The organism is Streptococcus sp. HMSC062H02 (assembly GCF_001813005.1).
Taxonomy (GTDB): Bacteria; Bacillota; Bacilli; order Lactobacillales; family Streptococcaceae; genus Streptococcus; species Streptococcus oralis_S.
Genome location: NZ_KV811129.1, coordinates 1 through 26,242, shown reverse-complemented (window position 1 = coordinate 26,242; position 26,242 = coordinate 1). Strand labels below are relative to the sequence as shown.

Genomic DNA, 26,242 nt, shown 5'->3' with positions numbered 1-26,242 from the left:
GAATGGATATTCAATTTTTAGGAACAGGGGCCGGTCAGCCCTCTAAAGCCCGCAACGTTTCAAGTCTCGCCCTGAAACTCTTGGATGAGATTAACGAAGTTTGGCTCTTTGACTGTGGAGAAGGAACGCAAAATCGCATTCTGGAAACCACGATTCGACCACGGAAGGTCAGCAAAATCTTTATCACCCACCTGCATGGAGACCACATCTTTGGATTGCCAGGATTTCTCTCTAGCCGTGCTTTTCAGGCCAATGAAGAGCAGACAGATTTGGACATCTATGGACCGCAAGGAATCAAGTCATTTGTCTTAACCAGCCTTCGTGTGTCAGGCTCTCGTCTGCCTTACCGCATTCATTTTCATGAGTTTGACCAAGATTCTCTAGGGAAAATCTTTGAGACCGATAAATTCACTGTGTATGCAGAGGAGCTGGACCACACTATTTTCTGCGTTGGTTATCGTGTCATGCAAAAGGATCTAGAAGGGACCTTGGATGCTGAAAAACTTAAGGCTGCTGGTGTTCCATTTGGTCCGCTTTTTGGAAAGATCAAAAACGGCCAGGACGTTGTTCTCGAAGATGGAACTGAAATCAAGGCAGCAGACTATATCTCAGCTCCCCGTCCAGGTAAGATTATCACCATTCTGGGTGACACCCGTAAAACCAATGCTAGTGTGCGTTTAGCTGTCAATGCCGATGTCCTTGTCCACGAGTCGACTTATGGCAAAGGAGATGAAAAAATTGCCCGCAATCACGGTCACTCAACCAATATGCAAGCAGCACAAGTAGCAGCAGAAGCAGGTGCTAAGCGCCTCTTGCTCAATCATATCAGCGCTCGTTTCCTCTCAAAAGATATCAGTCAGCTCAAGAAAGATGCAGCAACTGTTTTTGAGAATGTCCATGTGGTTAAAGACTTGGAAGAAGTTGAGTTATAATGATTCAGATTCGTTGAGAGGGAAATAAGATGACTGTTGAAAATCGTTTATTGGATAAAGCAGATTGGTATTTTGAGAATGCCTTAACCAACTACTTGCACAGCTATTCATTACAAAAAGAAGATCTAACCCAAAAAGATTATCGGGAGATTTATCGTTGGGCTGCGAATCATATCGGTTTTTTCCTTACTTGGCTCATCCTGCATGATGCCAAAGAAATGATGTCTCCTGATGAAGAAACGGTATTCCAAAGTGTAAAAAATGAGCAAACTTTGGGTGTTGATTATCTTTTAGACTGGTGCGATGGTAAACTGGGAACAATGGATATTACAAAGGATTTTCAGGCTTTTGTAAATGACTATTATGAACATCAGTATATGGATGATTATTCCGAATTTGTAGTCAATGACTTGTATGACTTGCCTTTAGAATTTTTAGGCAGCTGGGAGGATTATCATCTGTTTGCTCCTGTCATTGACCAAGCTTATGCTCATTATTTAGCTGGAAAAAGATTTCATTAATTGACCAACACTTTGAAAGGAATAGAGATGCGCACCATCATCATCACGGGAGCAAGCGGTGGCTTAGCCCAAGAAATGGTCAAACTCTTGCCAAATGACCAACTCATCTTGCTAGGTAGAAACAAGGAAAAACTAGGACAACTCTATGGAAACCATCCCCATGTGGAATTGATTGAAATCGACATTACCGATGACTCGGTCCTAGAAACTCTGGTAGCTGACCTCTATCTCCGTTATGGCAAGATTGATGTCTTAATTAACAACGCTGGTTACGGGATTTTTGAGGAATTTGACCAGATTTCTGACCAAGACATTCACCAGATGTTCGAGGTCAATACCTTTGCCCTGATGAATCTATCTCGTCGACTTGCAGCTCGTATGAAGGAAAGCCGAAAAGGCCATATTATCAATATCGTCAGCATGGCAGGTTTAATCGCTACTGGCAAGTCCAGCCTTTACTCAGCGACCAAGTTTTCGGCCATTGGGTTTTCAAATGCTCTGCGTCTCGAACTCATGTCCTACGGTGTCTATGTAACGACGATCAATCCAGGACCAATCCGCACAGGATTTTTTGACCAGGCCGACCCAGATGGAACCTATCTCAAATCGGTTGACCGCTTCCTGCTAGAACCAGATGCAGTAGCTAAAAAGATTGTCAAGATTATAGGAAAAAATAAACGGGAACTCAATCTCCCAGTTTTGTTGAACCTAGCCCACAAATTTTATACCCTCTTTCCCAAGCTAGCTGATAAGTTGGCTGGGGGAATCTTTAATTATAAGTAAAAGGAGTTCCTTACAAAAGGAACTTTTTTATAATATTGAACTGAGAGTCAAAAATTTGTTTGCTTTTGTTCTAAATCTACATTCACTTTTTTCGAATCTTCTACAAATTTTAGAAAAAACAATCAAAAATATGATTTTTTGTGTTTAGGGTATTGAAATTTCCTATATTATTTTATAAAATAAAGGTAAAAGGCTATGAAAAAGTAATGCGCTTACAAATAAATGGAAGCGGTTACTAAAGGAGGATTTTATGGAAAAAGGCCATTGGAATCGTAAAAGAGTCTACAGCATTCGTAAGTTTGCCGTAGGCGCTTGCTCTGTCATGATTGGAACCTGTGCGGTTCTATTTGGAGGAAGTGTCGTTGGAGAATCACCAGTTTTCGCGGATGAAACTCCTATTGCGCGCACTGTTGAACAAGCAAAAGAGGAAAGTCCGGCAGTGGAGGAAAAAGAAAATCAAGCTGTAGCAGAGCACAAGGATGCTGCAAGTGTCGACCAAAGTCAAGCTGCTCCAATTGAAGCAAGCAAACCAGAGGTGAAAGAAGAGGAACCTGTAGCTCCAAAAGAGGAGAAAGCATCTCTAAAACCTGAAGAAACAGCTCCAAAGGTAGAATCTCAAGCTTCAAGTCAAGAAAAGCCTGTCAAGGAAGAGTTGAAAGCTGCGACAAATGAAGAAGTGAATCAAATGATTGAAGATAGAAAAGTGAATTTTAATCAAAATTGGCACTTTAAACTCAATGCGAATCCTAAAGAAGCTGTGAAATCAGATGCCGATGTATCAACATGGCAAAAATTGGATCTCCCACACGACTGGAGTATCTTTAACGATTTTGACCATCAGTCACCTGCCCAAAACGAGGGTGGACAGCTCAATGGTGGTGAAGCTTGGTATCGCAAGACCTTTAAACTTGATGAAAAAGATCTCAAGAAAAATGTTCGTGTGACCTTTGATGGTGTCTACATGGACTCTCAAGTCTATGTCAATGGTCAGTTAGTGGGGCATTATCCAAATGGTTATAACCAGTTCTCATACGATATCACAAAATATCTTCACAAAGATGGTCGTGAGAATGTGATTGCTGTCCATGCGGTTAACAAACAGCCAAGTAGCCGTTGGTACTCAGGTAGTGGTATCTACCGTGATGTGACCTTGCAAGTGACAGATAAGGTTCATGTTGAGAAAAATGGAACAACTATCTTAACACCAAAACTTGAACAACAGCAACATGGCAAGGTTGAAACTCATGTAGCCAGCAAGATTGTCAATACAGACGATAAAGACCATGAACTGGTGGCAGAGTATCAAATCGTTGAACGTGGTGGTCAGGCTGTAACAGGCTTGGTTCGTACAGCGAGCCGTACCTTGAAAGCACATGAGTCAACAAGTCTTGATGCGATTCTAGAAGTTGAACAACCAAAACTCTGGACCGTTTTAAATGACAAACCTGCCTTGTATGAACTGGTTACGCGTGTTTACCGTGATGGTCAATTAGTCGATGCTAAGAAAGATTTGTTTGGTTACCGTTACTATCATTGGACTCCAAATGAAGGTTTCTCTTTGAATGGTGAACGAATTAAATTCCATGGTGTTTCCTTGCACCATGACCACGGAGCGCTTGGAGCAGAAGAAAATTATAAAGCAGAATACCGTCGTCTCAAACAAATGAAGGAGATGGGCGTTAACTCCATCCGTACAACTCATAACCCTGCAAGTCCACAGACCTTGCAAATCGCAGCAGAACTTGGTTTGCTGGTTCAGGAAGAGGCCTTTGATACGTGGTATGGTGGCAAGAAACCATATGACTACGGACGTTTCTTTGAAAAAGATGCCACTCACCCAGAAGCTAGAAAAGGTGAAAAATGGTCTGACTACGATCTTCGTACCATGGTCGAAAGAGATAAAAATAACCCAGCTGTCTTCATGTGGTCTATCGGAAACGAAATCGGTGAAGCCAATGGTAATGCTCACTCTCTTGCAACGGTTAAACGCTTAGTAAAAGTGATTAAAGATGTTGATACTACACGTTATGTTACCATGGGAGCAGATAAGTTCCGCTTTGGTGATGGTAGCGGTGATCATGAGAAAATTGCTAATGAACTGGATGCAGTTGGTTTCAACTATTCAGAAGACAACTACAAGAAACTTCGTGCGAAACATCCAAACTGGTTGATTTACGGTTCCGAAACATCTTCAGCTACCCGTACACGTGGAAGTTACTATCGCCCTGAACAGGAATTGAAACATAGTAACGGACCTGAGCGTCATTACGAACAGTCTGACTATGGTAATGACCGAGTTGGCTGGGGTAAAACGGCAACAGATTCATGGACGTTTGATCGTGACAACGCTGGCTATGCTGGACAGTTTATCTGGACAGGTACGGACTATATCGGTGAACCTACACCATGGCACAACCAAAACCAAACTCCCGTTAAGAGCTCTTACTTTGGTATCGTAGATACAGCGGGTATTCCAAAACATGACTTCTACCTCTACCAAAGCCAATGGGTTTCTGTCAAGAAGAAACCAATGGTTCACCTTCTTCCTCACTGGAACTGGGAGAATAGAGACTTGGCCTCTAAAGTAGAAGATGCACAAGGAAAGATTCCAGTTCGCGCTTACTCTAATGCTGCAAGTGTTGAATTGTTCTTGAACGGTCAATCTCTCGGTGTTAAAAAGTTCAACAAAAAACAAACTAGTGATGGTCGTACCTACCAAGAAGGTGCCAATGCTAAGGAACTCTATCTTGAGTGGAAGGTTGCTTACCAACCAGGTACCTTAGAAGCAGTAGCTCGTGATGAAGCTGGTAAAGAAATTGCACGTGACAAGATTACCACTGCAGGTCAACCTGCAGGTGTTCGTCTCATCAAGGAAGAACACGCAATCGCTGCAGATGGAAAAGACTTGACTTACATCTACTATGAAATCGTAGACAGCCAAGGAAATGTGGTACCAACTGCCAATAATTTGGTTCGTTTCCAATTGCATGGACAAGGTCAACTGGTTGGTGTTGATAATGGGGAACAAGCCAGCCGTGAACGCTACAAGGCACAACCTGATGGTTCTTGGATCCGCAGAGCCTTTAACGGTAAAGGGGTTGCCATTGTTAAATCAACTGAGCAAGCAGGTAAATTCACCCTTACTGCCCACTCTGATCTCTTGAAATCGGACCAAGTCACTGTCTTTACAGGTAAGAAAGAAGGACAAGAAAAAACTGTTTTAGGTACAGAAGTACCAAAAGTACGTACTGTTATTGAGAAAGAGCCAAAAATGCCGAAGACAGTCGGTTTTATCTACAGTGATGGCAGTCGTGAAAAACGTCCAGTCACTTGGTCTTCAGTTGATGTGAGCCAAGCAGGAGTTGTGACTGTTAAAGGTATGGCAGACGGACGCGAAGTTGAGGCCCGTGTCGAAATTCTAGCAATCGCAAATGAGCTTCCAACTGTTAAGCGTGTTGCTCCAGGAACAGACTTGAGCGCTGTTGATAAATACGTTTCTATTGCTGTTACGGATGGAAGCGTACAAGAATACGAAGTTGATAAGTGGGAGATTTCGGAAGCAGATAAAGCTAAACTGTCAGTTGCAGGATCACGTATTCAAATGACTGGCCAACTAGGAGGAGAAACCATTCATGCTACTCTTGTGGTAGAAGAAGGCAATCCTGTGGCACCTGCAGTACCAACTGTAACGGTTGGTGGCGAATCTGTCACTGGTCTTACTACTCAAAATCCAATGCAATATCGAACTCTTGCTTACGGTGCATCCTTGCCAGAAGTTGTAGCAAGTGCTGAAAATGCGGATGTTACTGTAGTCCAAGCAAGTGCAGCAAACGGCATGCGTGCAAGCATCTATGTTCAACCAAAAGATGGTGGACCTCTTCAAACCTATGCAATTCAATTCCTTGAAGAAGCACCGAAAATTGACCACTTGAGCCTACAAGTGGAGCAAGCTGACGGTCTTAAAGAAGACCAAACAGTGAAATTGTCTGTACTCGCTCACTATCAAGACGGAACACAAGCAGTTTTACCAGCTGATAAAGTAAACTTCTCTACAAGTGGTGAAGGGGAAGTCGCAGTTCGTAAAGGAATGCTTGAGTTACATAGGCCAGGAACAGTCACTCTCAAAGCAGAATATGAGGGGGCTTCAGGTCAAATCGCTCTCACTATCCAAGCCAATACTGAGACGAAGGTTGCGCAATCTATCCGTCCAGTAAATGTAGTGACAGACTTGCATCAAGAACCTACTCTTCCAACAACAGTAACGGTTGAGTATGACAAAGGTTTCCCTAAAACTCATAAAGTCACTTGGCAAGCTATTCCGAAAGAAAAACTTGACTCCTATCAAACATTTGAAGTACTAGGTAAAGTTGAAGGAATTGACCTTGAAGCGCGTGCTAAAGTCTCTGTAGAAGGCATCGTTTCAGTTGAAGAAGTCAGTGTGACAACACCAATCGCAGAAGCACCACAATTACCAGAAAGCGTTCGTACCTACGATTCAAATGGTCACGTTTCATCAGCTAAGGTTACTTGGGATGCGATTCAATCAGAGCAATACGCCAAGGAAGGTGTCTTTACAGTTAATGGTCGCCTAGAAGGTACGCAATTAACAACTAAACTTCATGTTCGCGTATCTGCTCAAACTGAGAAGGGAGCAAACATTTCTGACCAATGGACCGGTTCAGAATTGCCACTTGCCTTTGCTTCAGACTCAAATCCAACTGATCCTGTTTCAAACGTCAACGATAAATTGATTTCCTTTAATGACCGCCCAGCTAACCGTTGGACAAACTGGAACCGTACTAATCCAGAAGCTTCAGTTGGTGTCCTATTCGGAGATTCTGGTATTTTGAGCAAACGTTCAGTTGATAATCTAAGTGTCGGATTCCACGAAGACCATGGAGTCGGTGTACCGAAGTCTTATGTGATTGAATATTATGTCGGTAAGACCGTTCCAACAGCCCCTAAAAACCCTAGCTTTGTAGGTGAGGAAAACCATGCCTTTAACGATCCTGCAAACTGGAAAGAGGTAAGCAATCTCAAAGCACCAGCTCAATTAAAAGCTGGAGAAATGAATCATTTCAGCTTTGACAAGGTTGAAACCTATGCGGTTCGCATTCGTATGGTTCGACTTGATAGCAAGAAAGGAACGTCTATCACAGAAGTACAAATTTTTGCGAAACAAGTTGCGGCAGCTAAACAAGGACAAACAAGAATCCAAGTTGACGGTAAAGACTTAGCAAACTTCAATCCTGATTTGACAGACTACTATCTTGAGTCTGTAGATGGAAAAGTTCCTGCAGTAACAGCAAGTGTTAGCAACAATGGTCTCGCTACCGTCGTTCCAAGTGTTCGTGAAGGTGAGCCAGTTCGTGTTATCGCGAAAGCTGAAAATGGCGACATCCTAGGAGAATACCGTCTACACTTTACAAGCAATAAAGATTTGCTCTCTCGTAAACCAGTTGCTGCGGTCAAACAAGCTCGCTTGCTACAAGTAGGGCAACCACTTGAATTGCCAACGAAGGTTCCTGTTTACTTCACAGGTAAAGACGGTTACGAAACAAAAGACTTGGCAGTGGAATGGGAAGAAGTTCCAGCAGAAAATCTGACTAAAGCAGGCCAATTTACTGTTCGAGGTCGTGTCCTTGGTAGTGATCTTGTTGCTGAGTTCACTGTACGAGTGACAGACAAACTTGGTGAAGCTCTTTCAAATAACCCAGAGTATGATGAAAATAGTAACCGCGCCTTTGCTTCAGCCACTAACGACATTGATAGAAACTCCCATGACCGTGTGGACTATCTCAATGACGGAAATCATTCAGAAAATCGTCGTTGGACAAACTGGTCTCCAACACCATCTTCTAACCCAGAGGTATCAGCGGGTGTGATTTTCCGTGAAAATGGTAAGATTGTAGAACGGACTGTTGCGCAAGCCAAACTTCATTTCTTTGCAGATAGTGGTACGGATGCCCCATCTAAACTCGTTTTGGAACGCTATATTGGCCCAGACTTTGAAGTACCTACCTACTATTCAAACTATCAAGCCTACGACGCAGGCCATCCATTCAACAATCCAGAAAATTGGGAAACTGTGCCTTATCGTGCGGATAAAGACATTGCAGCTGGTGATGAAATCAACGTAACATTTAAAGCTGTCAAAGCCAAAGCCATGAGATGGCGTATGGAGCGTAAAGCTGACAAGAGCGGTGTTGCGATGATTGAGATGACCTTCCTTGCACCAAGTGAATTGCCTCAAGAAAGTACCCAATCGAAGATTCTTGTAGATGGAAAAGAGCTTCCTGATTTCGCTGAAGATCGTCAAGACTACCAAATCACCTATAAAGGTCAACGTCCAAAAGTCTCAGTCGAAGAAAGCAATCAAGTAGCTTCAACAGTTGTAGATAGCGGAGACGATAGCCTTCCAGTACTTGTTCGCCTTGTTTCAGAAAGTGGAAAACAAGTCAAGGAATACCGTATCCAGTTGACTAAGGAAAAACCAGTTTCTGAGAAGACTGTTGCCGCAGTACAAGAGGAACTTCCAAAACTCGAATTTGTTGAAAAAGATTTGGCCTATAAGACAGTTGAGAAAAAGGATTCAACACTGTATCTAGGTGAAACACGTGTAGAACAAGAAGGAAAAGTTGGTAAGGAACGGATCTTCACAGCGGTTAATCCTAGTGGAAGTAAGGAAGAAAAAATCCGTGAAGTGGTAGAGGCTCCGACAGACCGCATCGTCTTGGTTGGAACTAAACCAGGAACCTCCCTTCCAGAAGATGAAGTGAAGAACCTAGTCCTTAACAGACCAGAACTTGTAATCGAAGAAGAAACAATTGATTTCAAGGTTCAGGAACAAAAGAATGATCAGCTTCCAGCGGGTCAAACTCGTATTCTCCAAGAAGGTCAAAAAGGTATCCGTGTTCACTTGATCGAAGTTGAAAATGGCAAGCGAACTGAAAAAGAAAGCTATGATAAAGTCATGGCTCAAGATCGCATTGTAGAAGTTGGTACGGCTAGTGAAACAACTAAACCAGTACCTCAAGAATCTACAAAACCACAAGTATCAGAAAAAGCAGATACAAAAAAAATTGTTTCAAGTGAAGCTAGTCATGTTCAAGAAGAACAGTTACCAAATACAGGAAGTGCAGAAAGTCAAGCAGCTCTAGCAGCAGGTTTAGCTCTTCTTGGCTTGAGTGCAGGTCTAGTGGCCACTAAAGGTAAAAAAGAAGACTAGAATGAATCAGTATTTCTTCTAAATGTATCTCAGAAAGACCAGGGAAACCTGGTCTTTTTGTATTCAATTCAAGACAAATAAAAATCCCAAATTTATATTATATTCAGAAAGAATGTTGGATATTATATAATTCTACTTGATTAGCAATTATATAAAGTAGTTGGAATAAATATTAAGATAATTCAAACTTATAAATAAATGCAATGTTTTCATATGTTAATTTTAAGTGCTTCTTATAAATGTAAGCTAGTTTTGTAGGCGTTCTGTCTCTTGAGAGAAAGCTTTATGTTGATAAAATAAAAATATAAGTTAAAATTTTACACAGTGTCAATATTTTATAAAGGGTAATAACCTTATATTATTACAAAAAAAGTTAATTTTGTTTTATAATAAAATTAAAGGAGGTTTCTATATTAAAAACAGAACCAATATGATAAATAATTGCAATTGCATACTGTAAGAACGTCTGTAAATGTGATGTAGTTTCATCAATGCGCCTCATCCATTTTAATGAATTTGAAAGGAGATGTTGTTGAGTTTTAACAATCATAGTTGGTCGTTTTATGTTTTCGGTTATTTAGAAAGGAAGAAAATGAAGAACAAGAAATTTTGGTTATCCATCCTAACTTCTCTGGCATGTGTTCTAGGGATAATCCTTGCTCCCAATTCAGCAGAAGCGAAGGAGCTAAAGAATGTTATCAGTAATATCGGAATTTGGGAAGTTGATAATGGTAAATTTATAAGTCCGGATGAAAATGGAATTTATAACCTTTCTCCAGAACACCATGACTACTCAAACTATAAGTTCTCTGTGGATTATGATTTGAGTGCCTATGATGGCAAATTGGAGGACGGTGACACCTTTACATTTACAGTCCCAAGTCCGTTAACCGTCAGAAATGAGAGTTTTGACTTGAAAGACAAAGAAACAGATCTCGTTATCGGGGAAACTCAAATTGTATCAAATGGGGATAATAATAGTGGTAAGGTAACTATTACATTAAAGAATCTGAAAGCTTACCTTGAGAAAAAAGGTGGCTATCAAGTTCAAAATGTCAAAGGGACATTCTTTGTTGGTTTTAGTTCTAAAAATGAACTAAGCAATGAGACGCTTCGATTTGATAAAACGGAAACCATAAATGAAATTACACACCAGATTAAGGTAAAAAGAGGCGAAGCATCTGATTATTCTGAAGGTATTGGACGTGCGAATTTTAGTAAGTATCATGGTTTGATTTATAAAGAGGATTGGACATCTAGTGCTCTAAATAAGAGTGGACAATATTTACACAGTTGGTATGTCCGAGCTAATCCGAAACAAGCTGCCTATAACAAAATTGAAATTCATGACTGGGTTGATCCTAATGCCTCACCGATGCAGATGATTCCAGAAACATTTAAAGTTACGGCAGGTTGGTACGATAAATCTTATTACTTTAAAGATGAGGTGGTCTTAGAAGCTGGTAAAGATTACCAAGTTAGTTGGAATGAGTCATATACCGATTTTACTTTAACAATTAACAATGCTTCTTCAATTGTTGCTAAGAACGGGAAACCTGCAGCATTTCGAATTAATTATAAAACAAGTGCTCCAGCTGATGGAACAAAAGTTCAGAATAATGCTGAAATGAAGGGTGATGACCAGATTCTTACATATGACGACTATAGTAATAAGACAGTCGTTAAGCAAATCGGAAACTCAGTAGTTGCTTCAGGCGGTACAATTCAGTTAGAAACTGGTTACCGTATCATTCTTTACAAGGTCGATGAGCTGACTCATGACCGTCTAAAAGGAGCAAAATTCAAGATTACTCCTCCGGCAGGAGCTACGGCTAAAGAGGAAATTGTAACGACAAATGATGACGGAATTGCTGAATCATCTATTTACTCAGAAAGTGATATCAAGAAAGGGAACTTTACAGTAACTGAGGTTCAGGCTCCTGAGGGATATGAGTTAAATCCTACTCCATTTGAGATGACTGTTGGACAAGACGGAGCTATCAAAACAGTTACAAATAAACGTAGCAAAGCTAAAGTTAAGATTAAAGCTAATAAAAAACTTACAGGACGTGAGTTAAAGGCTGAAGAGTTTGAATTCACTTTAACAGACCAAGATGGTAAGGTGAAAGAAACTGTGAAGAATGACAAAGACGGAAACATTGCTTTCTCAGAATTGGAATTCGACAAAGCAGGAACTTATACCTTTAAAATTGCTGAAAAAGCTGGCAGTGATACAAGCATCAAGTACGATACTAAAACTGTTACGGCTACAGTTACTGTAGCGGACAAGGGTAAAGGCGCACTTGAAGCAACTGTTTCTTACGATGATGAAAAAGCTTTCGAGAACACTTACACTCCAGCAAAAACGGAAGTTTCTGTTAAGAAAGTATGGAAGGACGAGAACAACCAAGATGGCAAACGCCCATCTTCTGTCACAGTTAAATTGCTTGCAGATGGTCAAGATACTGGTAAAACACTTGAATTGACTGAAGCAAATGGTTGGGCTGGAAGCTTCAAAGACCTTGATGCTGATAAAGGTGGCACACCTATCCAGTACACGGTAGTAGAAGTAACTGTTGCTGGTTACACTTCTGAAATTACTGGTGATGCTGCATCAGGATTTACCATCACAAATAGCTATTTACCAGAAACAGTTGATGTAAAAGCAACTAAGAACTGGGATGACGCGAACAACCAAGACGGTAAACGTCCAACTAAGATTACAATCAATCTTTTAGCAGATGGTCAGAAACATGATTCGAAAGAAGTTCAAGCAGCCGCAGATGGAACTTGGACTGTCGAATTCACTAAATTAGCAAAATATAAAGCTGGTAAAGAAATCAAATACACTGTAACAGAAGAAGCCGTAGCAGAATACGAAGCGACTATTACAGACTTTACCATCACAAACAAATATGCTCCTAAAGAAATTGACTACAAGGTAACAAAAGTATGGAACGATGCGAACAACCAAGATGGTAAACGTCCTGAGTCCGTAACGGTTCAACTTTACAAAAAAGTAGGAGATGCTGATCCAGTAGCCGTTGAAGGTAAGAAATTAACCTTGACAGCTAAGGATAAGACAGACGCTAACACTTGGGTAGCATCATTCACAAATCTTCCACAATACGAAGCTGGTAAAGAAATTACTTACTCTATCGATGAAGTAGATGTACCAGCTGGCTATAAAGCCTCTGTAACTGGTCAAGTGGTGACTAACACTCATGACGTAGAAACAGTAGTTCTTTCAGGAACTAAGGTGTGGAAAGATAACAACAACCAAGACGGTAAACGTACAACATCTGTGAAAGTTCAAATTCTTAACGGCGACAAGGTTGTTCAAGAAATTGAAGTTTCAGAAAAAACTGGCTGGAAGTTCGAATCTAAAAAACTTCCTAAGTATGAGAATGGTAAGGAAATCAAGTACACTGTCAAAGAAACTGCTATGACAGAATACAAAGCAACCATCACTACAGACAAGGATGGTAAGTACACCATTACCAACGAACATACTCCAGAAAAAACAGCTGTAAAAGGTCATAAAATCTGGAAAGATGAAGATAACAAAGATGGCATCCGTCCAGCATCTATCACCGTAAAACTTCTTGCAGATGGTAAGGAAACTGGTCAGACAGCTACAGTGTCAGAAACAAGTGGCTGGACTTATGAGTTTACAGGTCTTGATCGTTATCAAGAAGGTAAGGAGATTGCCTACACTGTTGAAGAAGTGAATGTTCCAGATGGTTATACTGCTTCAGTAGAAGGTTACAACATTACAAATACGCACACTCCTGAAAAACCAACACCTGGCAAACCAAATGAACCAGGTAAGCCTAAAAAAGGTGGGGAATTGCCTAATACAGGAAGCGAGTCTAACCAAGTGGCTCTAGTAGCTGGAATCGCCCTACTTGGATTGGGAACAGGATTCTTGGCAAGACGCAAAAAAGAAGATTAAGTTTTTTAAACGGTATCTTTCACGAAATTTTGCAACACAGTTTAAAAGTAGAAACAAGTGTCAATGGAAATTGGCACTTGTTTTTTTGTAACTGACCCTGGTTCTACTACCGGATACAAGTGGATAGTTGCCACTTACTGAAAAGCTATTGTTTTCGCTACGAAATCCTCTATAATAGGTGACAAATAAAAAAGGAGATGTTACATATGATTGAAACAAGATTACAAGATAAATTGAAGCCAGGTTTGGAGGTAGAAAATTTTCAAAAAGATGGCGATATCTATCTGTCTCTTAATCCAGATTATCTATCTGGAGATAATGCTAAATACATGACCATGTATAACCGTATGGCTCGCTGGTACGATATGAGTGAGAAATGGATAGGACCACTTCTCCACGGCAAATCAATTGATAAGTTGAGAAGGGATCTGATGGAGGAAATAGAATGGAAAGATAATTTATCTGTTCTTTATGTTTCTATCGGGACTGGTCAAGACCTCCGTTATATCCCTGAGACAATTGACCTGAAAAGTTTAGACTTTGTAGGGGTAGATATTTCTATCAGTATGCTAGAAAAATGCCAGAAATCTTGCGCTAAAAAGACTAATTTGCAACTTTTCCATGCTTGCGCGGAGGATCTACCCTTTGCGGATAATAGTTTTGACATTGTCTACCATATTGGCGGAATCAATTTTTTCAATGATAAGGCCAAGGCTATGCAGGAAATGCTACGAGTGGCGAAGCCAGGAACCAAGCTTTTAATTGCAGATGAGACGGCTGACTATGTGGATCAGCAATATAAGAAAAATCATTTTAGTAAGGATTATTTTAAAGATGCTACTGTTGATTTGAGTGAAATTGAGAATGCTGTTCCAAGCGAAGTTAAGGAAAAGGAAATGAAACTTCTTTGGGATGGAAAATTCTACGCCTTAACATTTAGGAAATAAAAAAAGTATCTTGGTCGAGCTTAGAAAGTAAGTATGAAGATAAAAATATTCCCTTAGACAGCTGTCTGAGGGAATGTTTTTTATGGGAGCATCATCAATTCGACAATCATTGCTATGTAGATGATTAAGGTAAGGAGAAAACCAGCTCTCCAGAAAAACTTGATGAATTTAGGGTAATAAAAACTTCGTTTTTTGACAAGGAAAAAGACTACAAGGAGGATTGCTAGGAGAGAAAGTGCGACTCCAAGTCGCGGTAGAAAGTTGTGGGTAAAAGCTTTAGCAGTAATCAGATAGTACTCGAATACCAAAAGTGGAAAAGCTAGATCCGCGAAATTAAATCCTATTTTCCTAAGTCCGAAAAGCTTGGTGACAATAAAGCAAACCACCAAGGTTAATATCAATAATAAAATAGATGCTATTTTCATTAAAATCATACCCATATTGTATCATAAAAAAACGCTAAAGGAAATGAGAAACAAGGGAATTTGTTGGAAAGTCAGGCTTTTGAGATTGTAGGTGTTTTTTGTTATAATGAAAGTTATGAAATCTTATAATACCTTGAATGATTATTATCGAAAACTTTTTGGAGAAAAGACTTTCAAAGTTCCTATTGATGCGGGATTTGACTGTCCAAATCGTGATGGAACTGTAGCTCATGGTGGTTGTACTTTTTGTACGGTTTCGGGTTCTGGAGATGCCATCGTGGCACCGGATGCCCCTATCCGCGAGCAATTTTATAAGGAAATCGACTTTATGCATCGCAAGTGGCCAGATGTTAAAAAGTATCTAGTTTATTTCCAAAACTTTACCAACACCCATGAAAAGGTGGAAGTGATTCGGGAGCGTTACGAGCAGGCTATCAACGAGCCAGGTGTAGTAGGGATCAATATCGGAACGCGCCCAGACTGTCTGCCAGACGAAACCATCGAATATTTGGCTGAGTTATCGGAACGCATGCATGTGACTGTAGAATTGGGCTTACAGACTACTTTTGAAGCAACCTCTGACCTGATTAACCGTGCCCATTCTTATGAATTGTATGTTGAAACAGTAAAACGCTTGAGGAAATATCCCAAAATTGAGATTGTTTCCCATTTGATCAATGGTTTGCCTGGTGAGACTCATGAGATGATGGTCGAAAATGTCCGTCGCTGTGTTACGGATAATGATATTCAAGGAATTAAACTGCACTTGCTTCACCTCATGACCAATACACGGATGCAGCGAGATTACCACGAAGGACGCTTGCAACTGATGAGTCAGGATGAGTATGTCAAGGTCATTTGTGACCAACTAGAAATCATTCCCAAGCATATCGTCATCCATCGAATTACAGGAGATGCACCGAGAGATATGCTGATTGGCCCTATGTGGAGCCTCAATAAATGGGAAGTGCTAAATGCTATTGAAACTGAAATGAGACGCCGAGGAAGTGTTCAGGGCTGTAAGGCTGTAAAACAGGAGTTTGAAAATGAAAAGACCACTTGAGATGGCGCATGATTTTTTAGCTGAAGTCGTGACAAAAGAGGATATTGTTGTGGATGCGACCATGGGTAATGGGCATGATACCCTTTTTCTAGCCAAGCTAGCCAAGCAAGTCTATGCCTTTGATATTCAGGAGCAGGCTTTGGAGAAGACGCAAGAGCGTTTGGATCAGGCTGGAATGAAAAATGCCCAGTTAATCTTGAAAGGTCATGAGACACTAGACCAGTTTGTGACAGAAGCTAAGGCAGGGATTTTTAATCTTGGTTATTTACCTTCTGCTGACAAATCCGTCATCACTCAACCTCAGACTACTATCGAAGCATTAGAAAATCTGTGTCATTTGCTTGTCAAAGGGGGACGGATTGCTATCATGATCTACTATGGTCATGAAGGAGGAGATACTGAGAGGGATGCTGTATTGGATTTTGTTAGCCAATTGAACCAACAAGAGTATACAGCTGCCATTTATCGGACTCTCAACCAAGTTAATAATCCACCGTTTTTAGTTATGATTGAAAAATTAGAAAGGTATAGACATGGATAAACAATACCTTCGTGAGAAGCTTGAGGCAATGCGCCAAAATTTTGTCGAGTCAACGCATCACGAGCGAGCAGTCGGCGTGCTCGACGAAGCACATATGAGCAAGAAAATGCTTAAAATCAAGAAAAAATTAGTGGCTCTTGAAATGGAACGATGCCAGAAAAAAATTGAGCACAAAGACTGTTCTAAGATTGATCAGAAAATCCAAGAGCAAAAGGAGATTTTTGAATCTTGTTGTAAAAAAGATTAAGGAGGAATTGTGTGGAATTACTCATTTACTTGATTCTATTTTTATTTGTCTTAATCATTTCAACCACGACCAATAAACTTCTCCCTTTTTTGCCCCTTCCTCTTGTACAAATTCTTTTGGGGATTGGGATTGGTTTATTTGTTCCCGATGCGGACTTTCATCTCAATACAGAGCTGTTTCTAGCCATGGTTATTGGTCCCTTACTTTTCCGGGAGGCAGAAGAAGCGGATATTACGTCCATTTTGAAGCATTGGCGGATTGTCGTCTTTCTGATCTTTCCTGTGATTTTTATCTCGACCTTAAGCTTGGGGGGCATGGCTCACTTCCTTTGGATGACTCTTCCTTTGGCGGCCTGTTTAGCAGTTGGAGCGGCACTTGGGCCAACAGATTTGGTTGCCTTTGCATCTCTTTCTGAACGTTTTCGTTTTCCCAAACGGGTTTCTAATATCCTAAAAGGGGAAGGACTCTTAAATGATGCTTCTGGTTTGGTTGCCTTTCAGATGGCTCTTGCTGCTTGGACAACAGGAACGTTTTCATTCAGCCAAGCAGGAACTTCCCTAGCACTTTCTATCTTTGGTGGTTTTGTAGTCGGTTTTGTGACGGCTATGGTCAATCGTTTCTTGCATAGCTTTTTGCTGAGTGTACGAGCGATAGATATAGCCAGTGAACTATTGCTAGAGCTAAGTTTGCCACTCATGACCTTTTTCATTGCAGAAGAGTTTCATGTTTCAGGGATTATCGCAGTAGTGGTTGCAGGTATTTTGAAGGCCAGTCGCTTTAAGAAAATTACGCTCCTTGAGGCTCAGGTAGACACCGTGACGGAGACCGTCTGGCACACCGTGACCTTTATGCTAAATGGATCAGTCTTTGTTCTCTTGGGAATGGAATTAGAGTTGATAGCAGAGCCGATTTTGTCTAATTCTCTCTACAATCCCCTTCTTTTACTGATTTCAGTTGTCGTTCTGACATTCTTGCTTTTTGCGATCCGCTTTGTCATGATTGCTGGTTTTTACTTTGTGAGGACGCGTCGACTTAAGAAAAAAATTCATAAGTACATGAAAGATATGCTTCTTTTGACCTTCTCTGGTGTCAAAGGGACAGTATCTATCGCGACCATTCTCCTCATACCAAGTCATTTGGAGCAGGAATACCCTCTCTTACTCTTCCTTGTAGCAGGCGTTACACTATTGAGCTTTCTAACAGGTTTATTGGTCCTCCCTCACTTATCTGAAGAACAAGAGGAAAGCAAGGATCATTTGATGCATATTGCGATTCTGAATGATGTAGCTGCAGAATTAGAAAAAGAACTGGACCATCACAAGAACAAACTTCCTCTTTATGCAGCTATTGATAATTACCATGGTCGGATTGAAAACCTCATCCTTAGTCTGGAAAATAAGAGAGTCCAAGAGGACTGGGAGTCCCTCAAACTTCTTATCTTGAGTATTGAGAGTGACGGTTTGGAGCAAGCCTATGAAGAAAATAGAATCAGCGAGCGTGGCTATCGAGTTTACCAACGTTACCTAAAAAACATGGAGCAGAGTATCAATCGAAATTTCGCTTCTAGAGTGACTTATTACTTCCTAGTTTCCTTACGGATATTGCGCTTTCTACTCCATGAAATGTTTACCTTTGGCAAAACTTTCCGTAGTTGGATGAATGAAGAATCTCGTAAACTACTAGCAGTTGACTATGATCAGATTTCAGAGTTGTATTTGGAAAATACAGAGCTGATTATCGAGAGTTTGGAAAACCTCAAAGGGGTTTACAAGAGTTCTCTGATTAGCTTTATGCAAGAGTCTCGTCTACGCGAGACGGCCATTATCGGAAGTGGTGCCTTTGTTGAGCGGGTTATCAATCGCATCAAGCCAAACAATATCGATGAAATGCTACGAGGCTACTATCTCGAACGTAAGGCAATCTTTGAATACGAAGAAGCTAAACTGATAACAGCCAAGTATGCTAAAAAACTACGCCAAAATGTGAATAATTTAGAGAATTATTCTCTGAAAGAGGCTGCAAATACCTTGCCTTATGATATGCTAGATTTAATCAGAAGAACTTAAATGATGAAGAAAATGACGGAGGATGGAACATGAAAAAGTGGTGGAAAGAGCTGATGGACAGGCCCTTATTGAAAGCTTTTTTGCATTATTATCAAGCATCTGATAGCGAGTTGACCAGTGTTGCGGTTGCCTACTATTGGTTGATTTCAATCTTTCCTTTGCTAATGATAATGGTCAATATTTTGCCTTATTTTCAGATTCCAGTCTCAAATTTCTTACTGACGATCAAGGAATTCTTGCCTGATACGGTGTATGATGTGGTTGCCAAGATTGTCCGAGAAGTTCTGACTCAACCATCAACTGGTTTGCTGAGTTTTGCCGTTTTATCTGCACTCTGGACCTTTTCGAAATCAATGGATTTCCTCCAAAAAGCCTTTAACAAAGCCTATGGGGTGACCAAGAGTCGAGGCATTATCTCCCATCAGTTGATGAGTCTACTTGTTAGTTTTGGCTTGCAGATCCTTTTTGCCTTTGCCTTATTTTTGAGTATGTTTGGTCGTATGTTGCTCAACCTCCTCAAAACTTACTGGCAATCAGACAGTCCGCTATTTTCCTACCTGCAAGATTTTACAGGCCCTCTGGTCTATGCCTTGATCTTTGCCATTCTGGTTATGATTTATTACTTCCTTCCAAAAGTAAAAGCACCACGAATCCGCTATGTTTTACCAGGAAGTGTCTTTGTCTTGCTAACTCTTATCTTTTTATTGAATATCTTTTCTGTCTACGTCAATAGTTATGTCAATCATCTGGTTGACGTTCGATTTTTCAGTTCCATTATCGTGGTAGTCATGATGTTCTGGTTTATTCTCATTGCAAAGATTTTGATTATCGGAGCAGTTATCAATGCCAGTGTTCAGAGTTTGAAAGATCCAGAGTTTAGTATGGAATAATTAGAAAAATCCCTATTAGGTTTCCTAATAGGGATTTTCTTAATAGATAAACATGGCATCTCCAAAACTGAAGAAGCGGTAGTGTTCTTGGATGGCATGGTGATAGGCATCTAGGACTAAGTCACGACCGGCAAAGGCAGAAACCAACATGACGAGAGTTGACTTGGGCAGGTGGAAATTAGTTGAAAAAGCATCCACAACCTTCCAGTCGTAGCCTGGTTTGATAAAGATATTGGTCCAACCAGAATCTGATTGGATTTGCCCATTAAACTTGGAACCGATGGTTTCCAGTGTGCGAATCGAAGTGGTTCCAACAGCGATGACGCGACCTCCATTTTCCTTAACAGAGCGAAGGGTGGCAGCTGCTTCCTCAGAGAGCTGGTAGAATTCAGAGTGCATTTCATGTTCGTCCAGATTGTCAACAGAGACAGGTCTAAAGGTTCCGAGTCCGACGTGAAGAGTGAGATAGACCAGATGAACACCCTTGGCTTGGATTTCTGCTAGCAGTTCTTTGGTGAAGTGCAATCCAGCAGTCGGTGCTGCAGCAGAGCCACTCTCTTTAGCGTAGACCGTTTGATAGCGTTCACGGTCATCCAGTTTTTCATGGATATAAGGTGGCAATGGCATTTCTCCCAGACTTTCCAAAACTTCTAGGAAAATTCCTTGGTATTCAAAGCGGACAATGCGGCCCCCGTGGGTCAATTCTTCCGTAACAACAGCGCTGAGGCGACCATCGCCAAAGTTGACACGAGTACCAACCTTGAGGCGTTTGGCAGGTTTAGCGAGAACCTCCCACTCATCTCCACTGGTATTTTTGAGTAGGAGAAGCTCCACATGGCCTCCAGTTTCTTCCTTTTGACCATAGAGGCGGGCAGGGAGAACGCGAGTATCGTTCATGACAAGGGCATCACCTGGTTCCAGCATGTCGATAATAGAGTGGAAGTGTTTATCCTGCATTTCTCTCGTCTCACGATTGACGATGAGGAGTTTGGAGGCATCTCGCTTTTCAAGGGGTGTTTGGGCAATCAATTCCTCAGGCAAGTGGAAATCAAAATCAGCTGTATTCATATATCTGTTCATTCTTTCTAAGTTCTAATCCTATCCATTATAACACGTTTCAAGTTTGGACGCTCTTTTTTTAGAAATTAAATCGTTTTCACTTGACAAAAATTGGTCTATACCATATAATAAATATAGATTAAAACGGAGGATGAAAAGATGAAAGTTATTAAAGTTGAAAACCAAGTCGAAGGTGGAAAAGTTGCTTTTGAGATTTTGAAGGAAAAATTAGCCAATGGCGCTCAAACATTGGGACTTGCGACAGGAAGTAGTCCACTTGAGTTTTACAAAGAAATCGTTGAGAGTGACCTTGATTTTTCAAATCTAACCAGTGTGAACCTTGATGAGTATGTAGGGCTTGATGGGGACAATCCACAATCTTACCGTTACTTCATGCAAGAAAACCTGTTTAACCAAAAACCATTTAAGGAAAGCTTCTTGCCACGTGGTGTTAAGGATAATGCTGAAGAAGAAGTTGAACGCTACAACCAAATTTTGGCTGACCATCCTGTTGATTTGCAAATCTTGGGAATCGGTCGCAATGGACATATCGGATTTAATGAACCTGGTACTCCATTTGACAGTCAAACACACCTTGTAGAGCTGGACCAGTCTACTATCGAAGCCAATGCTCGCTTCTTTGACAAGATTGAAGACGTTCCAACCCAAGCTATCTCAATGGGGATTAAAAACATCTTGGATGCCAAGTCAATTATTCTCTTTGCTTACGGTGAATCAAAAGCAGAAGCTATTGCCGGAACAGTGTCTGGACCAGTGACTGAGAGTCTACCAGCAAGTAGTCTGCAAAATCACCCTGATGTGACGATTATTGCGGATGCTGAAGCGCTCAGCTTGCTTGAAAAATAAAAAGTATAAGAACCACTTGCTCTTTGGAGTGAGTGGTTCTTTGATGCTTTATAAATAGCAGGAATTTTTTATTATATTCTAAGAAAGGTTAATTTAGTTTGTAAAATAATTTATTTGAGAGATAAAACATTAATATAAATATTCCTAAAAACAAACATAAAGAACGCTCAATATAATAATATTTAAAAGCTTTGCTTATTTAATAGAAAAAAAGTTATTATTCTAGGATAATTTAGTAGCTAAATCATTAAAAATAATGTATAATATCTTAAAAAATAATTTTAGGAGATTCTAATGGGAAAAGAATTATTTAATCCACATCTTCGTAAGTTTTCTATTCGGAAACTAAACGTGGGTGTTTGTTCTGTACTCTTGTCTACCTTGGTTCTATTGGGAGTGACGTCTCAGGTTAGCGCTGATGAAACAAGCGCTTCTGGTGTCCAAAATGAGATTTCTCGAACGGATCTTGCTGAACCATCAGCAACTTCTACAGCACCAGCAAACTCTGAGACATCACCAAAACCTGCAACTACTTTAGTTGCTTCAGCTACTGAGGCTCCTCAATCCGCTGAAAATAGTAAACCTGCAAACTCAGCTTCAGAGTCTATTGAGAAACCAAAGAATGAACAGCCAGTTGTTTCTGAATCGCCTCAACCTTCAGTTGAGAAGCCAGTTGCTCCTACAGAAATGAAGCCTGCAGAGAGTGCCAATTCAGCTTCAACTGAAGCTAGCTCAGAAACTGTAAGTGCTTCAAGAGCTGTAGAACAACCAGTAGAGACTAGGGAGGCTACGCAACCTACACGTTCTCGCCGAGCACGTCGAGATGCTACACCTACTGGTTTACGTGATGGAGATCCTAACAACACAATTGAAAAACCAACTTTAGCAGATTCCGAAAAGAAACGCCCTGCGGATCTAGTTAAGCAAATTAACTGGTTAGATTTTGGTGATAGTCAGGCATTTAAAGGACTTGATACTGACGGTTCTCTTAAAGTAGGTAGTGTTTATGAGAAGGAAATTTCTCCAGGATATGTCGTTAAATTAACAGTTACGGAACTAAAACCTTTCCACTCAACTGAGATTTATCGTGATCGTGTAGCAGGAACTTCTTATGAAAATAGTTATGATCCTGATGCTAAAAACACCTGGTTTAGATATGTGCCTGCAGACTATAATCGCCAAGTTAAAGAGGGCGACTCTGCACGACCAAAAATCATTGGTGCTCCTATGAACCAATGGACATCTCTTCGTGAGCAGGGAATTGATACTAATGGACGTAGAACCCAATTGCAGGTTCCTAAGAATGGTGCAAGTTATGGAGTGAAGTTTAAGGTTGAAGCAACATATCTAAACAAGCCTGTTAAGGCTACAGTGGTTATGGCGGATGGAGAAGAAGCAAACCCAGGTGAATATGCTATCTTTACGACCAATGGTAAAGGATGGGAACATTTAGCTGAATGGAAACGTGTGTCACCACAAGGTAAAGTGATTACAGATACCTACGCACCAATGAATCCTAATCGACTTGGTCAGTATATTGGTGACAATGCAACGATTCCAACGATTGACTGGACAAAATTTACAAATCCTGATCAAAGAACAGGTGGCTTAGGCTCACAAGTATTTGGTCCAAACACTTCTAAAGACCATACTGTGCCAATTGTGATGACTCGTGAAGCATCAGAAGTTGGAATTTATATTGCATCTTCTGGTCAGCAAGCTGCTATGATTGGTTTCATGGTTGTAGATACTGGAGATGCTCCTGAAAGTTATGGAAATGCAGTTCACACTATTTCTGGTTACAATGCTGCTACGGGAGCACAAAATCCACAACCTTACCTTGGTCGAAAACCTGCTGATATTGATACTACGTCAGGTAATGATTGGACCCATGATGATAGTACAGATCATGCTGATGAAGGGATTGATCAGCTTTTACCAGCAGACTTAGTTGGTAAGACTCATGAGTTATTCCAAGCAGATCGTCTTCGTGATGGTGATTATTCGCTTCGTTTCCATGCTTCAGCTAATGGAAATGAAAAAGCTTATGTTCGAGCTTGGATTGATTTCAATAATAACGGTAAATTTGATGAGAATGAAGCTAGTGATTTTACAGAAGTAACAAATGAAGGCGACTATACCGTTACTTTTAGAAATCACCCACCTATGAACGATGATAACGTTAAGAAGCTAGGAATGCGTGTTCGTATTGCTTTGAACCAAGGTGATATCGAGAAACCGACTGGCACAGCCTTTAGTGGTGAAGTTGAAGACTTACAAGTTAACCTTACTTATCCACCAAAAGGTGAGAAGAAGGAAACAAAGGGCTTACGCGATCAACAACAACAAACAAGCTTAGCCTTCACACCTCGTGGTTATTCTAAAGAGGACGAGAATGCTAGAACAACCATTGATACTAATAAGGCGCCTGTCGTTTTAGATAATAACGGACGTGAATTAACAGCAGATGCAGAAGGTTGGTATACAACAGCAGAAGGACGTTACAAGGTGACGCCAAATGGTGACAATGTTGATGTTGTCTTCGTTCCGAAAGCTGGATACGTTGGGACTACATCAGGTATTAACATCCGTCGCTTTGATAGCAATGGTGCAAGCACAGAATGGACTGCAAAAAATAATTCAGAGCCTGTTGTCAACCAACCTCTAAATTCTATGGATGCTCGTTATGTTCCTACTGTAGTTGATTTTACTGAACATCGTTCAACTGATGCTCAAGGTTTACCGCAAGTAAAAGATATTTTATTTACTGATGGGAATCCAGCTAACACACCGGTTCAACCATCTGCAAGTAATCCTGCTACTTTCTTGGATGGAAACGGAGAACCTATCTCAGGAACTAGTATTCCTGCAACATCAGGTGGTAAAGAAGTTGGTACCTTTAACCTAGATCCAACTACGGGTCGAGTAACCTTTACCCCAAATAAATCATTTGTAGGAACTGTTGATCCGATTAAATTAAAAGTAAATGATGCAAGTGGTAATGATCACTTTGCCACTTATCAACCAACTGTTACCCGAGTTGTTCCAACATCCCAAAACGCAAGTTCTGAAGGTATTCAAGGTGCAGAGCAATCTGGGAACTTGGTCTTCACTCCAGGTGATAACCGTATTCCAATTGATGAATCAATTGCACCAACTTTTGACAACGGTCAGCCAACGAAAGAGGTTCCTGGCGTTGGAACTTATAAGGTGGATAGTACAGGTCGCGTTACTTTCCAACCAGTTCCTGGCTACTCTGGACGTCCAACTGCAGAAACTGTTAAGCGTGTAGATAAGAACGGAACAGAAGTAACAGCTACCTATCAAGCGGATGTTAAGGCTGCAACTCCAACAGGGCAAGGAGCAGAGACTACTGGACTCCAGGGTCAAAAACAAGATAGCCACCTTACCTTTACTCCTGGTCAAGCAACTATCAATGGACAAAATGAGACTGTACCATTTGCACCAGAAGGTCCACAGTTTGTGGTTGATGGACAAGTTCAACAAGGTAACAGCTTACCAGTACATGATGCTAGCGGTAAACTTCAAGGAACTTATACTGTTCAACCGAATGGGGATATTAGCTTCCAACCAGCACCTGATTTCTATGGAACGCCAACTCCTGCAACCCTCCGTGTGACAGATAAGAATGGTTCTACTGCCGAAGCAGTATATCAACCTACAGTGACTAAAGTCACTCCAACAAGTACAAATGATACATCAACTGGTCTGCAAGGACAGCCACAAAGTGGTAAGCCAACCTTTACAGCAGGCGATCCAGCTGTTCCACTGGATGATACAAAACCAATGACTTTCGAAGATGGTCAGTCAACGAAGACCGTTCCGGGTGTAGGTGAATACAGCATCAATTCTGATGGTTCTATCACCTTTACGCCAGATAAGAAGTACGTTGGCACACCAGATCCAGTAATGGTTAAACGCGTGGATAAGAACGGTACAGAAGTCACTGCGACTTATACTCCAACAGTGACTAAGGTAACCCCAACTTCAACGGACGCCACTTCAAATGGTATCCAAGGTCAACCGCAAAAAGGTACCCCAACCTTCACAGAAGGTAATCCATTGGTTCCAATTGATGAAACAGTTGAGCCAACTTTCGAAGATGGAAGCAAAGAGAAATCTATTCCAGGTCAAGGAACTTACACAATTGCGCCAGATGGAACTGTAACTTTCACTCCAGACAAACAGTTTGTTGGAAACCCAGATCCAGTCACAGTCAAACGTGTTGATAAGAATGGCACTCCAGTTACTGCGACCTACAGTCCAGAGTTTACGAAAGTGACCCCAACAGGAACAGGTGATAAGACAGAAGGACTTCAAGGTCAAGTCCAAGAAGGTAAAGTGACCTTCACTCCAGGCCATGACTCAGTTCCATTCCCAGCTGATTCAACTCCACTATTTGACAATGGTACAACTGTGAAAGAAGTACCAAATGTTGGTAAATTCGAAGTGGATGCAGACGGTAAGGTGACCTTCACTCCTGATAAACAGTTCAAGGGTGAAACACCAGAGCTTGAATTGACTCGTGTGGATGCCAATGGCACTCCTGTTACAGTCAAGTACCAAGCAGTGGTGAAAGAAGTAACACCTACAGGAACCGGCGCAACTAGCACAGGCCCTCAAGGTGTTCCACAAACGGGCACTCCAACCTTCCAAGGCGGTAATCCACTGGTTCCAATCGATGAAACAGTAGAGCC

Annotated in this window: 15 protein-coding genes; 13 read left to right on the top strand and 2 right to left on the bottom strand. The window is 41.0% G+C overall.

Annotated features, from left to right (window positions below; all coding sequences use genetic code 11):
• Positions 1–2: 2 nt before the first annotated feature.
• From rnz to HMPREF2885_RS06115, 6 genes are all read left to right on the top strand, one after another.
• Positions 3–932: a ribonuclease Z gene (rnz, locus tag HMPREF2885_RS06140; protein WP_070657491.1), complete on the top strand. Its 930-nt coding sequence runs from the start codon at positions 3–5 to the stop codon at positions 930–932.
• Positions 933–961: 29 nt separating this feature from the next.
• The gene (locus HMPREF2885_RS06135) at positions 962–1,453 is read left to right on the top strand and encodes a DUF7832 domain-containing protein (RefSeq protein ID WP_070657489.1); all 492 of its coding nucleotides are present in this window, start codon (positions 962–964) and stop codon (positions 1,451–1,453) included.
• Positions 1,454–1,480: 27 nt separating this feature from the next.
• On the top strand, positions 1,481–2,236 hold the full coding sequence (locus HMPREF2885_RS06130) for an SDR family NAD(P)-dependent oxidoreductase (RefSeq protein ID WP_070657487.1): 756 nt from the start codon (positions 1,481–1,483) through the stop codon (positions 2,234–2,236).
• Between the two features lie 250 nt (positions 2,237–2,486).
• Positions 2,487–9,464, top strand: a complete 6,978-nt coding sequence (bgaA, locus tag HMPREF2885_RS06125; RefSeq protein WP_070657485.1) for an LPXTG-anchored adhesin/beta-galactosidase BgaA — start codon at positions 2,487–2,489, stop codon at positions 9,462–9,464.
• 592 nt (positions 9,465–10,056) lie between these two features.
• On the top strand, positions 10,057–13,419 hold the full coding sequence (locus tag HMPREF2885_RS06120) for a Cna B-type domain-containing protein (RefSeq protein ID WP_070657483.1): 3,363 nt from the start codon (positions 10,057–10,059) through the stop codon (positions 13,417–13,419).
• Positions 13,420–13,625: 206 nt separating this feature from the next.
• Positions 13,626–14,366 (top strand): class I SAM-dependent methyltransferase, encoded by a 741-nt coding sequence (locus tag HMPREF2885_RS06115; protein WP_070657481.1) that lies wholly within the window; start codon positions 13,626–13,628, stop codon positions 14,364–14,366.
• An 80-nt stretch (positions 14,367–14,446) separates the two neighbouring features.
• On the opposite strand, the gene HMPREF2885_RS06110 is transcribed toward HMPREF2885_RS06115, so the two are convergent.
• The gene (locus HMPREF2885_RS06110; RefSeq protein ID WP_000525394.1) at positions 14,447–14,806 is read right to left on the bottom strand and encodes a DUF3397 domain-containing protein; all 360 of its coding nucleotides are present in this window, start codon (positions 14,804–14,806) and stop codon (positions 14,447–14,449) included.
• A 91-nt stretch (positions 14,807–14,897) separates the two neighbouring features.
• Between HMPREF2885_RS06110 and HMPREF2885_RS06105 the strand changes: the two genes are divergently transcribed.
• Genes HMPREF2885_RS06105 through HMPREF2885_RS06085 form a run of 5 tightly spaced genes read left to right on the top strand, consistent with a single transcriptional unit; the run spans position 14,898 to position 19,598 of the window.
• Positions 14,898–15,854, top strand: a complete 957-nt coding sequence (locus HMPREF2885_RS06105; protein ID WP_070657479.1) for a tRNA modification radical SAM protein MnmL/YtqA — start codon at positions 14,898–14,900, stop codon at positions 15,852–15,854.
• Positions 15,838–16,395 (top strand): tRNA 5-(aminomethyl)-2-thiouridylate-methyltransferase MnmM, encoded by a 558-nt coding sequence (locus tag HMPREF2885_RS06100; protein ID WP_049477702.1) that lies wholly within the window; start codon positions 15,838–15,840, stop codon positions 16,393–16,395. Before HMPREF2885_RS06105 ends, HMPREF2885_RS06100 begins: the two co-directional genes overlap by 17 nt.
• Complete coding sequence (locus HMPREF2885_RS06095) at positions 16,388–16,642, top strand: hypothetical protein (protein WP_000361094.1); 255 nt, start codon at positions 16,388–16,390, stop codon at positions 16,640–16,642. The genes HMPREF2885_RS06100 and HMPREF2885_RS06095 overlap by 8 nt, the downstream gene beginning before the upstream one ends.
• Positions 16,643–16,653: 11 nt before the next feature.
• Positions 16,654–18,708, top strand: coding sequence for a cation:proton antiporter (locus tag HMPREF2885_RS06090; RefSeq protein WP_070657477.1), 2,055 nt, complete (start codon positions 16,654–16,656; stop codon positions 18,706–18,708).
• 29 nt (positions 18,709–18,737) lie between these two features.
• A complete protein-coding gene (locus HMPREF2885_RS06085; RefSeq protein ID WP_000759516.1) occupies positions 18,738–19,598 on the top strand; it encodes a YihY/virulence factor BrkB family protein in 861 nt (286 codons plus the stop codon).
• A gap of 39 nt (positions 19,599–19,637) precedes the next feature.
• Here the strand turns inward: HMPREF2885_RS06085 and queA are convergent, their stop codons facing one another.
• Positions 19,638–20,666 carry a tRNA preQ1(34) S-adenosylmethionine ribosyltransferase-isomerase QueA gene (queA, locus tag HMPREF2885_RS06080; RefSeq protein WP_070657475.1) on the bottom strand — a complete coding sequence of 343 codons (1,029 nt, stop codon included), beginning with the start codon at positions 20,664–20,666 and terminating at the stop codon, positions 19,638–19,640.
• A 150-nt stretch (positions 20,667–20,816) separates the two neighbouring features.
• Here queA and HMPREF2885_RS06075 point away from each other — a divergent pair, with 150 nt between their 5' ends.
• Positions 20,817–21,524, top strand: coding sequence for a glucosamine-6-phosphate deaminase (locus HMPREF2885_RS06075; RefSeq protein WP_000864609.1), 708 nt, complete (start codon positions 20,817–20,819; stop codon positions 21,522–21,524).
• Positions 21,525–21,818: 294 nt separating this feature from the next.
• Positions 21,819–26,242, top strand: a 4,424-nt coding sequence (locus HMPREF2885_RS06070; protein WP_070657473.1) for a CshA/CshB family fibrillar adhesin-related protein, incomplete at its 3' end; no start/stop codon positions are given.

Coding starts and splice junctions, on each gene's coding strand:
- rnz (WP_070657491.1), top strand. CDS start 3: ATGGATATTCAATTTTTAGGAACAGGGGCCGGTCAGCCCTCTAAAGCC.
- HMPREF2885_RS06135 (WP_070657489.1), top strand. CDS start 962: ATGACTGTTGAAAATCGTTTATTGGATAAAGCAGATTGGTATTTTGAG.
- HMPREF2885_RS06130 (WP_070657487.1), top strand. CDS start 1,481: ATGCGCACCATCATCATCACGGGAGCAAGCGGTGGCTTAGCCCAAGAA.
- bgaA (WP_070657485.1), top strand. CDS start 2,487: ATGGAAAAAGGCCATTGGAATCGTAAAAGAGTCTACAGCATTCGTAAG.
- HMPREF2885_RS06120 (WP_070657483.1), top strand. CDS start 10,057: ATGAAGAACAAGAAATTTTGGTTATCCATCCTAACTTCTCTGGCATGT.
- HMPREF2885_RS06115 (WP_070657481.1), top strand. CDS start 13,626: ATGATTGAAACAAGATTACAAGATAAATTGAAGCCAGGTTTGGAGGTA.
- HMPREF2885_RS06110 (WP_000525394.1), bottom strand. CDS start 14,806: ATGGGTATGATTTTAATGAAAATAGCATCTATTTTATTATTGATATTA.
- HMPREF2885_RS06105 (WP_070657479.1), top strand. CDS start 14,898: ATGAAAGTTATGAAATCTTATAATACCTTGAATGATTATTATCGAAAA.
- HMPREF2885_RS06100 (WP_049477702.1), top strand. CDS start 15,838: ATGAAAAGACCACTTGAGATGGCGCATGATTTTTTAGCTGAAGTCGTG.
- HMPREF2885_RS06095 (WP_000361094.1), top strand. CDS start 16,388: ATGGATAAACAATACCTTCGTGAGAAGCTTGAGGCAATGCGCCAAAAT.
- HMPREF2885_RS06085 (WP_000759516.1), top strand. CDS start 18,738: ATGAAAAAGTGGTGGAAAGAGCTGATGGACAGGCCCTTATTGAAAGCT.
- queA (WP_070657475.1), bottom strand. CDS start 20,666: ATGAATACAGCTGATTTTGATTTCCACTTGCCTGAGGAATTGATTGCC.
- HMPREF2885_RS06075 (WP_000864609.1), top strand. CDS start 20,817: ATGAAAGTTATTAAAGTTGAAAACCAAGTCGAAGGTGGAAAAGTTGCT.